General features: G+C 60.7%; 12 protein-coding genes. 5 read left to right on the top strand and 7 right to left on the bottom strand.

What is annotated here, in order from left to right:
* Positions 1–10: 10 nt before the first annotated feature.
* On the bottom strand, positions 11–1,507 hold the full coding sequence (locus ACP7B1_RS15315; RefSeq protein WP_346307931.1) for an MDR family MFS transporter: 1,497 nt from the start codon (positions 1,505–1,507) through the stop codon (positions 11–13).
* 274 nt (positions 1,508–1,781) lie between these two features.
* Between ACP7B1_RS15315 and ACP7B1_RS15310 the strand changes: the two genes are divergently transcribed.
* The 4 genes from ACP7B1_RS15310 (at position 1,782) to ACP7B1_RS15295 (ending at position 5,005) form a co-directional block, all read left to right on the top strand.
* On the top strand, positions 1,782–3,269 hold the full coding sequence (locus ACP7B1_RS15310) for a carboxypeptidase M32 (protein ID WP_346307932.1): 1,488 nt from the start codon (positions 1,782–1,784) through the stop codon (positions 3,267–3,269).
* A gap of 134 nt (positions 3,270–3,403) precedes the next feature.
* A complete protein-coding gene (msrB, locus tag ACP7B1_RS15305; protein ID WP_288194906.1) occupies positions 3,404–3,853 on the top strand; it encodes a peptide-methionine (R)-S-oxide reductase MsrB in 450 nt (149 codons plus the stop codon).
* Positions 3,850–4,371: a peptide-methionine (S)-S-oxide reductase MsrA gene (gene msrA, locus ACP7B1_RS15300; RefSeq protein WP_346307933.1), complete on the top strand. Its 522-nt coding sequence runs from the start codon at positions 3,850–3,852 to the stop codon at positions 4,369–4,371. The genes msrB and msrA overlap by 4 nt, the downstream gene beginning before the upstream one ends.
* A 34-nt stretch (positions 4,372–4,405) precedes the next feature.
* Positions 4,406–5,005, top strand: coding sequence for a DUF922 domain-containing Zn-dependent protease (locus ACP7B1_RS15295; protein ID WP_346307934.1), 600 nt, complete (start codon positions 4,406–4,408; stop codon positions 5,003–5,005).
* A gap of 6 nt (positions 5,006–5,011) precedes the next feature.
* Here ACP7B1_RS15295 and ACP7B1_RS15290 read toward each other — a convergent pair whose 3' ends face one another.
* From ACP7B1_RS15290 to ACP7B1_RS15270, 5 genes are all read right to left on the bottom strand, one after another.
* Complete coding sequence (locus ACP7B1_RS15290) at positions 5,012–6,178, bottom strand: diphosphate--fructose-6-phosphate 1-phosphotransferase (protein ID WP_346307935.1); 1,167 nt, start codon at positions 6,176–6,178, stop codon at positions 5,012–5,014.
* A 33-nt stretch (positions 6,179–6,211) separates the two neighbouring features.
* Positions 6,212–7,738 (bottom strand): glucose-6-phosphate dehydrogenase, encoded by a 1,527-nt coding sequence (gene zwf, locus ACP7B1_RS15285; RefSeq protein ID WP_346307936.1) that lies wholly within the window; start codon positions 7,736–7,738, stop codon positions 6,212–6,214.
* A 168-nt stretch (positions 7,739–7,906) separates the two neighbouring features.
* Positions 7,907–8,101: a hypothetical protein gene (locus tag ACP7B1_RS15280; RefSeq protein ID WP_288194913.1), complete on the bottom strand. Its 195-nt coding sequence runs from the start codon at positions 8,099–8,101 to the stop codon at positions 7,907–7,909.
* Between the two features lie 151 nt (positions 8,102–8,252).
* On the bottom strand, positions 8,253–8,771 hold the full coding sequence (locus ACP7B1_RS15275) for a histidine phosphatase family protein (protein WP_346307937.1): 519 nt from the start codon (positions 8,769–8,771) through the stop codon (positions 8,253–8,255).
* 110 nt (positions 8,772–8,881) lie between these two features.
* The gene (locus ACP7B1_RS15270) at positions 8,882–10,315 is read right to left on the bottom strand and encodes an esterase-like activity of phytase family protein (RefSeq protein ID WP_426137104.1); all 1,434 of its coding nucleotides are present in this window, start codon (positions 10,313–10,315) and stop codon (positions 8,882–8,884) included.
* Between the two features lie 302 nt (positions 10,316–10,617).
* Between ACP7B1_RS15270 and ACP7B1_RS15265 the strand changes: the two genes are divergently transcribed.
* Entirely contained in the window at positions 10,618–12,225 is a 1,608-nt protein-coding gene (locus ACP7B1_RS15265) for a CHAD domain-containing protein (RefSeq protein WP_346307938.1), read from the top strand.
* Here ACP7B1_RS15265 and ACP7B1_RS15260 read toward each other — a convergent pair.
* The gene (locus ACP7B1_RS15260) at positions 12,222–13,778 is read right to left on the bottom strand and encodes an EAL domain-containing protein (RefSeq protein WP_426137060.1); all 1,557 of its coding nucleotides are present in this window, start codon (positions 13,776–13,778) and stop codon (positions 12,222–12,224) included. The genes ACP7B1_RS15265 and ACP7B1_RS15260 overlap by 4 nt on opposite strands.
* Between the last annotated feature and the right edge of the window lie 38 nt (positions 13,779–13,816).

Below are 13,816 nucleotides of genomic sequence, written 5' to 3'. Positions count from 1 at the left end.
GACATTGCCGTCAGGACGACAGTGCCTCCTGCATCTCGGTTTGTGTCGGCGGCTTGCGGCCGGCCTCGCGTGAAACCGGGATCAGCCATGTCGTGGCAAAGGTGAGGATGGCAACGGTGAACACCCCCCAGAAACTCCAGTGCAGGGCAGAGTGAAACACCAGGCGGATGGCAGGGCTCGTCGCCAGGCTGGACAGGCCCGATGGCTGGTTGATCACCTCGTGCAGTTTGTTGGCGAGATCGCCGCTGCCGAAATGCGCAATCCCGATATTGAGTATGGCGCCGAGGGTTGTTGCGCCGAGGGTGTTGCCGAGGCTGCGCGAGAAGATGATCGATGCCGTGGCACTGCCGCGCATCGACCATTCGACACTTTCCTGTACCAGAACGACGCTGGTGACGCTGATCAGTCCCATGCCGAAACCCATGAGGAAGGAACCGACGCCGGCAGGGACGGGGCTGCTTTCAGGCGTGAGGAAGAGCAGAAACGACGCGCCGATCGGAAACATCAGGCTGCCCGCGCGCAAGGTCCTGCGGATTCCAAACGCGCGAAACAGCCGGATGGATAGCATGACGGCGAGCGGCCAGCCGACGATGAGCATGGTCAGCGTGAAACCGGCAACCAGCGGCGAGCGCCCCAGCACGCCCTGCACATAGATCGGCAGGACGGTGGTCAACCCGATCAGCGCCATGCCGGCGAGAAGCGTCGCTATGTTGCTGGTGGCGACGAGGCGGCGGCTCCACAGGGCAAGCGAAATGATGGGCTCCGGCGCCCGGCGCTCCTGCATGAAGAACAGGATGGCAGTCACGATGAACACTGCAGCCAGCGCGGCGAGGATCGACAGATCGGCGTCCGTTTCGGTCAGGATAACCATCAGCGAGACGATGGCGATCGAAAACAGGACGGTGCCGAGATAGTCGATGCGGGCTTTGCGCGGCTCGATTTTTTCATGCAGGAACAGCGTAAAGCCGATGATCGTCAACAGGCCGATCGGCAGGTTGATCCAGAAAATCCACGCCCAGGAAAAATGATCCACGATCAGGCCGCCAGCGAGGGGGCCAGTTACGGCGGAAATCGCCCAGACGCTGGCCAGAATGCCCTGCACCTTGGCGCGTTCCTCAAGCCTGTAGAGATCGCCGACGATGGTCATCGTCACGGGCTGGATGGCTCCGGCGCCCAGCCCCTGCAGCAGGCGGAATGCGATCAATGACGTCATCGACCAGGCAAACCCGGCCAGTGCCGAGCCGGCAAGGAAAATCACAATGCCGCCGATGAGCATGGGTTTGCGGCCGAAAATATCGGACAGCTTGCCGTAGATCACCGTTGTCGTCGACTGTGCCAGCAGGAAGGCCGAGAAGACCCAGCTGTAATAGGTGAAACCGCCGAGCTGCCCGACAATGCGCGGCATTGCCGTGGCAACGATGGTGGCTTCAATGGCGACCATGAATGTTGCCAGCATGATGGAGGCAACAATCAACGGACGTTTTGAACGTTCAACCGATTGAGACATGTGTTGTTCTGGCTTTCCACTCGCCGGGATAGTGGTTGACGGGTCACGGAAGACCTCAGGCGAGCTGTATATGTGCGGGATCGGGATCGGGTTGGCGGCAAGGGGCTCAAAATCGCGGCTTGCACGCCATACTTCAACGCCTCGAAACGCCGGTTGTCAATCTCCCCGATGCATACTCCTGACATCCCGGCGCGTGATTCAATCTTGCACTCGCCGGAAAATTGAAGTCCTCTCGGTCCCTGTTTTGAATCAGGATTCGCCCAAGGGGAACAGAATGTCCTTCCAGAAACTCGATGAACTCGGCCACAGGCTTGAAGCCCTGGAACACGCGCTTGCCATTCTCGGCGCCGACGAGGCCACTCATATGGCCGTTGGCGGCGGTGAAAAGCGGGCGGAAGCCATGGGCACGCTGGCGGGGATGTATCATCGCCAGGCATCCGCGCCCGAAATCGCCGACTGGATCGATGCGGCGGAACGGGAGGATCTGGACGAGGAACAGATCGCGGCTGTCAGGGAGTTCAAGCGGCACTATGTCAATCTGACTTGCCTGCCCGCTGATTTCGTTGAGCGCCAGACAAACACACGTATGCGCTGCGAGCAGTTGTGGCGCGACCTGCGTGCCAAGAATGACTGGGCCGGATTCCTGCCGGCGCTCGAAGGTGTCATTGCACTGGCGCGCGAAGAAGCAGCCATGCGCTCGCAGGTTCTCGGCCTTGGTCTTTATGATTCGATGATCGAGCAATATGACCCCGGCAATCGCACCGCGGATATCGCGCCGGTATTCGACACGTTGAAAACCTTCCTCAAGGACTTCGTGCCGGAGGCGCTGGCCGTGCAGGCGGAAAGGCTGGCAAAACGCCCGCTGAAACCCTTGTCCGGTGTTTATCCGGTCGACAGGCAGCGTGAGCTTGGTCTTGCCATGATGGCGGCAGTTGGCTTCGATCTTTCCCATGGCAGCCTTTCCGTATCGCACCATCCGTTCTGTGGCGGCGTGCCGAGCGATGTGCGCATAACGACACGCTACCGGACGACGGAGTTTCTCTCCTCGCTGATGGGTGTGCTGCACGAAACCGGTCACGCGCTTTATGAACAGAACCTGCCGAAAAAGTGGTCGCATTGGCCGCTGGGGAAAGCGCGAGGAATGGCGGTGCACGAAAGCCAGAGCCTGTTTGTCGAAAAGCAGCTCGGCCGCAACCCCGCATTCTGGCAATGGGCTCTGCCGATTGTCGACAAATATCTGGGTGAATCCTGGTCCATGGATGACATCATTCCGCATGTTCACCGGGTCGAACGCGGTCTGATCCGGGTCGATGCCGACGAGGTGACCTATCCGCTGCATGTCATCTTGCGTTTCGAACTCGAACAGGACCTGGTCCAGGGCAGATTGCAGCCGGTTGACCTGCCCGAAGCATGGGATGCGAAGATGCGCGACTACCTCGGATTGTCGACGATTGATAATCCGGCGGACGGGCCCATGCAGGACGTGCACTGGGTAAGCGGCGCCTTTGGCTATTTCCCGTCCTATACCCTCGGGGCGATGATGGCTGCGCAACAATGGGCGGCGCTGACAAAGGAATATCCAGCTGCCGACGGGGATATGGCCAGGGGAGAGTTTGCGGCCATCAACGGCTGGCGGCGTAACAATATCTGGTCTCAGGCATCGCGCTGGTCGACGCCGGAACTGCTTGAACGCGCCACGGGCGAAAAGCTCAATGCGGACCACTTCATCGGCCACATCCGGGCGCGCTATGGTGCGGTGTAAACGCTTGCAGCGGATGATGTTTGCGCCGCTCCGGGCTTGATAACCGGGGCGGGCGGACACAAATATGCACCAACACACTTCATGGTTGGCCGGACATGCCGCAATCACGCTGACCCCTGATGGAAGGGAAACATATGCGCAAATATGAAAAGAACTCTGACGTGATCTCGAAACTCTCTCCGGAGCAGTTTCGTGTCACGCAGCAGAACGGGACCGAACGTCCCGGAACGGGCGAATATCTGGACAACAAGGAACCGGGCATTTACGTTGATATCGTTTCCGGCGAGCCCCTGTTTGCCTCATCTGACAAGTTTGAATCGGGATGCGGCTGGCCCAGTTTCACCAAGCCCATCGAGCCTGCCCATGTGAACGAGCTGCGCGACGACAGTTACGGCATGGTGCGCATTGAAGTGCGCTCCAGCCATGGCGACAGCCATCTCGGGCATGTTTTCCCCGATGGTCCGCAGGATCGCGGCGGGCTGCGCTACTGCATAAACTCGGCCTCGCTCCGGTTCGTCCATCGGGACGATATGGAGGCGGAGGGCTATGGAGCCTATCTCAATCAGGTGGAGGAAATCGGATGACAAGCGAACGCGCAGTCCTTGCCGGCGGTTGTTTCTGGGGCATGCAGGATCTGATCCGTCGTCATGACGGCGTCCTGTCGACCCGCGTCGGCTATTCCGGTGGTGATGTCGAGAACGCAACCTACCGCAACCATGGCACCCATGCGGAAGCCATCGAAATCATTTTCGATCCCGCGCGGATCAGCTACCGGAACATTCTGGAGTTCTTCTTCCAGATTCACGATCCCACGACGCTCAACCGCCAGGGCAACGATCTGGGATTGAGTTACCGCTCGGCGATTTTCTATGCGGATGAAGAGCAGAAGCGGATTGCCGAGGACACGATTGCCGATGTCGATGCGTCCGGTCTGTGGCCGGGAAAGGTCGTGACCGAGCTCGCACCGGTCGGCGATTTCTGGGAGGCGGAGCCGGAACACCAGGATTATCTGGAACGGTATCCCAACGGATATACCTGCCATTTCATCCGGCCCGGCTGGAAGCTTCCTGTGCGGGACAAGGCGGCAGCATCGGGAGCCTGATGCTGTTCGCCCGGATGTGACGGGAAGGGGCCATATGATAAAAATTGCGGGGTACTGTCTGGTTGCCCTCTGCCTCGTCGGCATGCCTGCGGCGGCACAGGCGGCGTGGAAAGCTGTCGAACAGGTGGAAACCTACGCGATTGCCGGAAAATCCGGTGCAGCGCTCTATGCGTCGATCGGCGAGCGGGGGCCTATCATCGCAGGCGCCACCCGGACAATCGCCCACACCAATTTCAAACTGACGTGGCAAAGGAAGTATGAGCGGCAGGGCAATGCCTGCGCCCTGGTTGCCGCAACGCCGAAACTCATCATCACCTATACGCTGCCGAAGCCCGCCGAACGGCTGCCGGCTGCGGTACAGGCCAACTGGGATACGTTCATTGCCGGTGTGCGCACCCATGAAGCCGTGCACGGCGAGACCATCAAGGACATGGTCAAGGGGATCGAGGCCGCGACCATCGGCCTGTCGGTGCCGGATGATCCCGGCTGCCGGAAAATCCGGGTCGAGATGACGAAGCGCCTTTCCGAGCTTTCCCTTGCCCAGCGCCAGAAGGGGCGGGATTTCGACCGGGTCGAGATGGGCGAGGGCGGCAACATCCAGCAGCTTGTGCTTCGCCTGGTCAATGGCGGGTGACGCCGCCTATGCGAGCGGCTCTGCGAGCGTGAAGCGCTTTGGCAGCAGCCGTTCGAAGTAGGCCCGGCACGGCGCTGAAATCCGGTTGCGCTCAGGCTCGAGAAAATCGTCCGGGATGTGGCGTGTTTTGCCGGCAACGCTGGCAAGCGGAACGATCTGCGGACGAGTGCTGCCATTGGCATATTGCAGCGCCACCGACCCGCCGCCGCGCGCCGCCGTTTCGACGGCGAAGACTCCCGCCTCGAAAGCCTCTTGTGCGTCGGTCGCATTGGTTGTGGCGATATTGCCGCGCGGCAGGTAGCCGAACGTATCCACCCGTGCACGGGCGCCCGGCAGGCCGTCCCTGAGAAGCTGTTCGATGGCCATTCCCAATTCTCCGCCGGACAGGCGGATATTGCCATGGGCGTCGCGTTCAAGGCGATCGGCGGGAACAAGGTTTTCAACCACGGTGCGTCCATCCTCGCCGGTCACACCCTCCGACATGGCAATGATGCAGCGGCCGTGACGGCTCTGCGCTTCGCTCACGTCATCGATGAACCGTTTTGCCGAGAAAGCCCGCTCCGGCACATAGACAAGATGAGGCGCGCTCGCATCATCATGCTGCCATGCGGTGGCCGCGGTGGTCAGGAATCCCGCATGGCGGCCCATGACGATCCCGACATAGATGCCGGGCAGCGCACGGAAGTCGAGATCGATACTGAGGAAAGCGCCAGCGATGAACTCGGCAGCGGAAATGAAACCGGGCGTGTGATCGCTCTCGACCAGATCATTGTCGATCGTCTTGGGTGCGTGAACGAAGGCAATATCCTTGCCAGCCGCGTCCACAAGGATCTGCTGGGTTCCGGCGGTATCGTTCCCGCCGATATTGATGAAGGCGGTCGCCCCGACCTGACGCAGGCTTTTCAGGATCGCCTCGCAATAGGCCGCATCGGGTTTGTCGCGCGTGCTCCCCAGCGCAGCACTCGGTGTTGCCGCGATCAGGCGCAGTTGTTGCTCCGGCAGAGGCGAGAGATCGACGAAATTGCCGGCGCGAATACCGCGCACGCCATGCTTTGCACCGAGCACGCGGGCACCGGGATAACGCTTGCGCACCTCCAGCGTGGCGCCCGCAAGGGTCTGGTTGATGACTGCCGTCGGTCCGCCGCCCTGTGCAATTACGAATGTCTCGGTCATATCCGTCCCTCTCGCTTTTCTTGTCAGATCAAGTCAGGAAACCTTCGCTTTCACCCGGTGCTGCACATCGGGCTGGTGCCATTTTCGGCCATCGCGCTCGATCAGTGCATCGGCGCATTGCGGCCCCATGCTGCCCGCCGGATAGGGGTCAGGGCGTTGTGCCGATGTCGCCCACAGATCGAGGAAGGGCTGCACGGCCGCCCATCCCGCTTCGATGCTGTCGGCGCGCTGAAACAGGGTCTGATCGCCGATGAACAGATCGTAAAGCAGGGATTCATAGCCGGTCAATTTGCCGATATCAAAGAAATCCGCATAGTTGAAATCGAGGGATACCGGCACCGTCTCGACGGAAAGACCGGGCGACTTGATCGATATTTCGATGTGCAGGCCTTCGTCCGGCTGCACCTGGATGATCAGCCGGTTCGGTGTCAGGCGGCGCTGCGGCCCCATCCCCTTGAACTGGGCGAAGGGAACCTGACGGAAGGTGACGACGATCTCGGTATCGCGGGCCGTCATGGCCTTGCCGGTGCGCACATAGAAGGGAACACCCGCCCAGCGCCATGTATCGACAAACAGCTTCAGGGCAACATAGGTCTCCGTTGCGCTGTCGCGCGCCACATCCGGGATATCCGTATAGTTCGGTATGGTTTTGCCGCTGGAAACCCCTGTTGTATAGGTGCCGCGCGCCGAGTTCTGCCCGGCTTCTTCGCCGGAGTAGATCCGCAGGGCTTTCAGGACCTTGCCCTTCTCGTCGCGGATTGCCTCGGCGTCAAAGCTGTTCGGCGGCTCCATGGCAACCATGGCAAGAAGCTGAAACAGATGGTTGGGCACCATGTCCCTGAGCGCGCCCGTCGCATCGTAGAATTTGCCGCGGGTGCCAACATCGACGAGTTCGGCCGCGGTGATCTGGACATGATCGATGAAATTGTTGCTCCACAGGGATTCGATCATCATGTTGGCAAACCGCGCCGTCATGATGTTCTGCACGGTTTCCTTGCCGAGGAAGTGGTCGACGCGATAGACCTGCGTTTCCGGCACGCGGTTCAATATCCTGGCATTGAGCGCCTTAGCCGAGGCGAGGTCGGTGCCGAACGGCTTTTCGATCACAAGGCGGCGGAAGGCACCACCCGTTTCTTTCAGCAGGTCGTGATCGGCGAGCTTGTCGACGATATCGCCGAAGAACAGCGGTGGCACCGCAAGGTAATAGGCGGCGTTCCGCCCGGCCTGCGCTCCGAGCTGGCCGGCAATCTCGGCATAGATGGCATCCTGCGTGAAGTCGCCCTGCCGATAGAAGATGCGCGAGCGCAGTCCCTGCCATGTCTCGACGCTGTAGTTGGCCTTGATGTTGGACGTCGTGAGAAAATCCTCAAGCTTGGCGCGCAGCATTTCGTCATCGCCAGGTTCAATGCCGATGCCAAGGATCTGCAGGCTGTCGCTCACGAGACCACTCTGCGTCATGTTGAGGACGGTGGGAACGAGCAGCCGCCGCGTCAGATCGCCCGTTGCGCCGAAGATGACCAGAGTGACGGGCGGAGCGGGCGCGATGGTCGGTTCAGTCACGGGAGCTCCTTTGGTTCAACACTGGGCACATGGTGGTTAGCGCGTGAGGCTCTTGGCCGGTTCGTTCCGAGAATGAACGGAATAACGCGCGGCGTGGCAAGCATTATCTTGCTGGCTTGCCACGATTTCATCCGCCAGGGGAAGCTGTTTTGTGATGCGCGTGGGGGCCTATTTGCCCTTGCCGAATTTGATGGGCTTGCCGTCAGGGTCCGAAAGCGCAGTCTTGATCGCATTGAGGAATGCTTCGGGATTGTCGATGGAAATGTTGACGCTCTTGGCTTCCTTGAACGGGTTGAGACCCGAAAGCTTGAGGTTGGCGGTTTCCTCTTCGTACCTGATTTCCTGAAGTTCTCTAAGGCGCATCCTGACGTCCAATCGCGGTTTGCAGTGAATGGTCCTGTCACATATTCGAAAAATGGTTGTCATAATCAACAGCTGAAAGTTGAAATGACTGCCTCAGTGCAGCTATTTTGGCGCATGAACGCCCGTGGAATCGGGGTTTGGGCGAATGGCCTCACCCATGGCCGACCGTCCTCGGTGTCACAAAACGCTCCAGTTCCCCGGATTGATCGGCAAGATCGGACCAGCGCCCGGCGATGAAATCGATGACGGCTAGCCCCGCCGTGGGGTATTTCTGCTGGAGGCGGGTGAGATCGGCCTCCCGTCCCCTACCGGCGAGCCGAAGGGCTGCATCGTGCAACCCCGGATTATGGCCGACAACCAGCAATGTCCCGATCCCCGGCTCCACCGCCCTGATAACATCCAGTATCACCCGTGCGGGCGCCTCGTAGATCCGCGGCTCCTCCCGCCAGCGTATGCCGTCTCCGATGACGGGACGCAGCAGTTCCCATGTCTCCCGTGTCCGTCGTGCCGTGGAGACAAGGGCGAGATCCGGTATGAGTCCTTCTCCGGTCATATATCCTGCCATCATGGGGCCGGCCCGGCGGCCGCGTTCGGCAAGCGGGCGGTCGTGGTCGTCAACACCATCCGGCCAGTCCGATTTGGCATGGCGAAACAGGAGAAGTCGCAGCATCTGTTTTGCTCCATGGCACTTAGCTCACCCGATCATATAACATGAACGGGAATGCATGGAGGCTGGTATCATCGGAGAGGGCAATCCTCTCCGATGATATGCCGAACGGATTACTTGTGCAGTCCGGGAATGGTGACCTGAAACACCTGGAACATGGTGTCGACATCGGCACCGCCCTCGGCCTTGTAGCTCGCGCCGACCTGAAAGCCGTCCTGGGTCAGGAAGTCATTGTCGTTGCCGACGAACAGGAAATAGTCGTCCGGCAGCTTGGGATCGAGGACGCTGACAAGTGCCATAGCTTCCCATTTTTCCGACAGGTTGTTGCGGTCATTGGGCGCACCGTTATGCAGGCCGAAGCGCGACAGGTTCGCATTGTCATTGATATCAATGAAGGGGGTCAATGTTGCCGGAGTAATCGAAGGGTCGACGATGCCCTTGGGTGCAACGGCCTTGTCGGCATCGAAGGCGCTTCCGGCGATATCGGTGGCCGCCGAGGTGTCGACGACGGTGATGTTGCGGTAGAGCGACGTGTCGCCGTCAAGGCCATAACCGTTGCCGCTGTCGCGTGCCAGCATCAGAAATGCCTTGTCCGACAAAGCCACGATCTCGCTCTGCGCTGCCACAGCCTTCTTGCCCTTGGCATTGGTGAAGACGGGAAGCGGCACGACATATTCATGCACCAGCTTCAGATGGGCCGGATCGGCTGCGTCATAGATGAGGGCGCGGGTGTTCTGGCGGGTCGAACTGGAATCGCCACCATCCTGCCGGGCGGCCGACTGGAGAACGGCGATCAGGAACTTGCCGTCGGGCGTCAGTGCCATGCCTTCCAGGCCCTGATTGTTCTGGCGGCCGGTATCGGGATCCTTCGGATCGGGCGCCTGAGCGCCGGGCCCCGGATTGTTGGAGGAGAAATTCGCCTTGCCATGGCGCATGGGAACCAGCGCTGCCGGAGGCTGGGTTGCCGACATCATGCGGCCTTCGGCGGAAAAGCGGTAAATATTCGGTCCATACTCGTCGCTGATGAACATCGTGCCGTCGGCGAGGCGGACGATTGCCTCATTGTCCAGGGATATCTTGCCATTGACGGCCTGCGGCAGCATGGGAAAATCCCCGGCAGCGGCGCGAACATCGGACTGCGGGTCGAGGCCGGTTGTATCGGCGCCCTTATTATCCACCAGCAGCAACGTGTCGGTGAGTGCAGCCTCGACGCCGCTCTGCTGCTTGTCGGCGGACGGTGTTGCGCCGGGCGCCACCGGCGTGAACCGGATCGACAGCATGTTGAGGCGGGGGCGGTAGTCGGTTGTACCCGCCACATTGTAACCGCGGTCGGGCAGGAGCAGCATCGTGCCCTTGTAGCTGTTGCCATCGCGGCTCCAGTCGGCCGGGTTCATCGCCATGCCCGAGCCGGAACCGAAGGTTTCACCGAATTTGTCGCGCTGATTGGCCGGAATTCGTCCAACGCCGACCAGCCCCTTGTTGACGAGCGTTGCGCCGCTGATCGCAACCGAATTATCGGCAAAGGCTGCGGCCGGAAGTATGGCCATGGAGGTTGCAAGCAACCGCAACAGGATTGACGGCAGATGGCGCATGGAAAAATCCTTTGACAAGACAGTGTGGCGGGTGGTCTCGGGGTCGATCTTGGGAAGAGACCGCCCCCCGGAATCGCGCAAGGAGACCTTTCCGGTAGGGTCTAGAACCGGAATGTAATACGCGCATGACAGCGGCTATGGCCTTGGGTCCCGCTGGTCATCAGCCGGGCAACCCGGCTCAACAATATTTGCGCTACCAAGACGGCGCACACGCGATAGTATAGTCCGTACAACGGGATGATCGACGGGAGCGGGGAATGGCTGGAGTTTCGGTTCACGCAACAGAGGACGGTGCGGGCGTCGGGACTGCTGCCGTTCCGCCGCGTGCCCCTGTCGAGATTGAGCTGAAGCTGCGGGCACCCGTGGGCATGCTCGATGAAATTCGCGCCTCCGCAGCGGTTCAGCAGGCCGCCCGCAACAAGGGCTTGATCCGGCGGCTTGATGCCACCTATTACGACACCTCAGATCACCGGCTGTTTGCGGCGGGATTGTCGCTGCGTGTCCGGCGTGAGGGCCGTCAACATGTGCAGACGGTCAAGCGGGCAGCAGATCACGGTTCTCTGCAACGCAATGAGTGGGAGACGGTGGTGAGCGGCATGGCGCCCGACCTTGCTCTGCTGCCGCTTGCCGACATCGGCGCGCCTTTGGACGGAATGACGGCGGATGAGCTGGCACCGGTTTTTGCGACCAGGGTCCGGCGGCATCTGCTGATGCTCGACCATCAGGATGCCCGGATCGAACTTGCGCTCGATGACGGCGTCATTGAATTCGGCGCGTCGCGCGTGCCGCTGTCGGAAGTCGAACTTGAGCTGAAGCAGGGGAAAGTCGCGGCGCTCTATCAGTTCGGTCTCAATCTGATGGACGTTGCGCCGCTTTGCCTGGAAACGCAGAGCAAATCGGCGCGGGGGTATGCGCTGGCGCTTGGCGATGAACCATCGGCGGTCAAGGCGGCACCGTCCGGCTTCGTCAGGTCTGATACGGTCGATGAGGCGATTGCCAAGCTTCTGACCAATTGCCAGCAGCAGATCGTGGCCAATCTTAGCGCCAGTCAAACCGGGCAGGAGCCGGAAGGCGTCCACCAGTTGCGCGTCGCGCTCCGGCGATTGCGCGTGGCGCTGCATTTTCTCTGCCGTGAGTTGCAGGCGCCGTCGCTGGAGAACCTCAGCACCGAGGCAAAACTGTTCGGGCAGGCGCTGGGTCCCGCCCGAAACTGGGACGTTTTCCTGCATTCGACCCTGGCGGAGATTGAGGAAGCCAACCTGCCGCACATCAATATATCCGCCTTCCGTGCGGCATGCATGTCCTCCCACGATCAGGCCTACCAGACCGTCCGGCATATCATCGGCGATCCCAGGACCAACCGGTTCCTGTTGTCCCTGGGGCTGGTGATCGAACAGAGGAGCTGGCGCAACGATATTGCCAGCGAGGATTTGCGCATCCTGACCGAGCCGCTGGGGCAGTTTGCGGCGCGGGTGCTGGACCGGATAGAACGGCAGGTCCGCAGACGGGGGCACGGCTTTCGCCATCTTCACGCCGATGCGCGCCATCGGCTGCGCCTTGGCCTGAAGCGCTTGCGCTATGCCGCGGAGTTTTTTCTGCCGCTCTATTCCAGCCGGCCGGTGACCGCAAAATACCTGAAGCGTCTGTCGCGGCTGCAGGACCTTCTGGGCGAGGCGAACGACATCAAGAGCGCGCATGAACTCATGGATACGCTCGACCATGATTCCCTCGGCGCGGAGGCAAACCGGGCCGTCGGGGCCATCATCGGCTGGCAGGGGCACCGCCAGGCGGCGGGCGGCGAACAGCTGATCGGCAGATGGCGCGCGTTCAAGGACACCGCGCCGTTCTGGGCTCCGCGGCCCTAGAACTTTTCCTGCACCAGTTCCTGCAGCGCGGCGGCACTGACCGGCTTGCTGTAAAACCATCCCTGACCGTCGATCGGCGTTTGCAGTCCGGCGAAGTAGTCCCGCTGCGTGGCTGTCTCGATGCCTTCGACAACGATTCCGAGGTTGAGGACACGGGCCATGTCGATGATCTGTGGGACAATCGAGACCGTCACCGAGCCGGTTCCGATCGTCTGGGTGAATGATTTATCGATCTTGATGCCATCGACATTGAGGTTGCCGAGATAGGCGAGGCTGGAATAGCCGGTGCCGAAATCATCGATGTAGATTCGGTGGCCGCGCGCGCGCAGTGTCCGGATGGCGTCGACCGCAGCGGCGGCATTGGCCGTTGATCGCTCGGTAATTTCAAGGCCGAGCTGTTCGCTTCCGACATTGGCCTGCCGCAGGCGCTGTTCCAGCGCCGAAGCAAATGCCGGATCGACAAGGTCGGCAGCGGATATGTTGACGTTGATGCGGAAGGTCCGGTCCGCTTGCAGGAAGGTATTCATATCAGCCAGAACGCGTTCGAGGACATAAAGCGTGATGCGTTTGATCAGCCCTTCGTCTTCGGCTACCGGTATGAAGATGTCCGGCGAGATGGTGTCCTTGCCATCCGTCCAGCGCACCAGTGCCTCGGCACTGCGCGGCGTGTTCGTCCCGATATCGACAATGGGCTGGTACACGACGGTAAGACGCCGCTTGTCGAGGGCCTGGGCCAGTCTGGCGCCGAGCGAAAGGCGCTTGCGCTGCAGAAGGAGGATGATCAGGGCGAGCGCGCCGCCCAGGGTGCCGCCAAGCCCGGTGATGCTGGCCTCGATGGGGAACGCGTCCTCCTCCAGGTCTTTGACATGGGCCTGCAGGGAAACGCATGCCCGTTCGCCGCAGAGATTGCGAAAGACGATATCGCCATCCCGCCCGGCACCCTCCGGCAGCTTTTCACGCCGCTTTCCCGCGTTCAGCCCGCCGAACATCGCGACGGGGTTTTGCGCGCCGGGCGGCTTGAACAGGATGCCGAAACTATAGTTCGGATCGGCCATGGCGTCGAATGCGGTGGGGTCGAGCACCACATTCGCATTTCCCCTGCCGATGATGGGCGCCGTGGTGTTGGAAATGGCCAGGGGCGTATTGGCGTAAACAAGCGTGCCGTCATTCGTTGCCAGATCCGGCTTGGCGAGCGGGGTGGGCTTGGCTGAACCGAAGACGGCGGAACAATGAAACGCGCCATCCCGCACGCGTCCGATGTCCTTCAGATACTTGGTATCGAAAAGCGCATCGCGCAGGTGGTTGATCTCATCGTTCGAACAGAATGGAAAACCGGTTTCATTTGCCATGGACAGGATCGTATCCGCCTCGGCGAAAACGAAGTCGGCGCGTTTCAGCAGCTGGTTCGACAGGGACAGCATGTGCCCGCGGTCGCTGCGGATGATGACAAGCCTGCCGATCCACGATCCGGCGAGGCTTCCCAGCACAATGAGAGCGATGGCCAGAGTAATTTGCGGCACAATCCGCCATTTAATGGATCGTATTACTGGCATTCACGTGATCTCATCCGCACTATATTTGGGCGACTGTA

Origin of the sequence: Phyllobacterium sp. SL163, from assembly GCF_049896885.1 — a bacterium.
Lineage (GTDB): Bacteria > Pseudomonadota > Alphaproteobacteria > Rhizobiales > Rhizobiaceae > Phyllobacterium > Phyllobacterium calauticae.
This window is presented reverse-complemented; position numbering and strand designations above follow the sequence as displayed.

Coding starts and splice junctions, on each gene's coding strand:
- ACP7B1_RS15260 (WP_426137060.1), bottom strand. CDS start 13,778: ATGCCAGTAATACGATCCATTAAATGGCGGATTGTGCCGCAAATTACT.
- ACP7B1_RS15315 (WP_346307931.1), bottom strand. CDS start 1,507: ATGTCTCAATCGGTTGAACGTTCAAAACGTCCGTTGATTGTTGCCTCC.
- ACP7B1_RS15310 (WP_346307932.1), top strand. CDS start 1,782: ATGTCCTTCCAGAAACTCGATGAACTCGGCCACAGGCTTGAAGCCCTG.
- ACP7B1_RS15265 (WP_346307938.1), top strand. CDS start 10,618: ATGGCTGGAGTTTCGGTTCACGCAACAGAGGACGGTGCGGGCGTCGGG.
- msrA (WP_346307933.1), top strand. CDS start 3,850: ATGACAAGCGAACGCGCAGTCCTTGCCGGCGGTTGTTTCTGGGGCATG.
- msrB (WP_288194906.1), top strand. CDS start 3,404: ATGCGCAAATATGAAAAGAACTCTGACGTGATCTCGAAACTCTCTCCG.
- ACP7B1_RS15270 (WP_426137104.1), bottom strand. CDS start 10,315: ATGGCCATACTTCCGGCCGCAGCCTTTGCCGATAATTCGGTTGCGATC.
- ACP7B1_RS15275 (WP_346307937.1), bottom strand. CDS start 8,771: ATGCTGCGACTTCTCCTGTTTCGCCATGCCAAATCGGACTGGCCGGAT.
- ACP7B1_RS15280 (WP_288194913.1), bottom strand. CDS start 8,101: ATGCGCCTTAGAGAACTTCAGGAAATCAGGTACGAAGAGGAAACCGCC.
- ACP7B1_RS15290 (WP_346307935.1), bottom strand. CDS start 6,178: ATGACCGAGACATTCGTAATTGCACAGGGCGGCGGACCGACGGCAGTC.
- ACP7B1_RS15295 (WP_346307934.1), top strand. CDS start 4,406: ATGATAAAAATTGCGGGGTACTGTCTGGTTGCCCTCTGCCTCGTCGGC.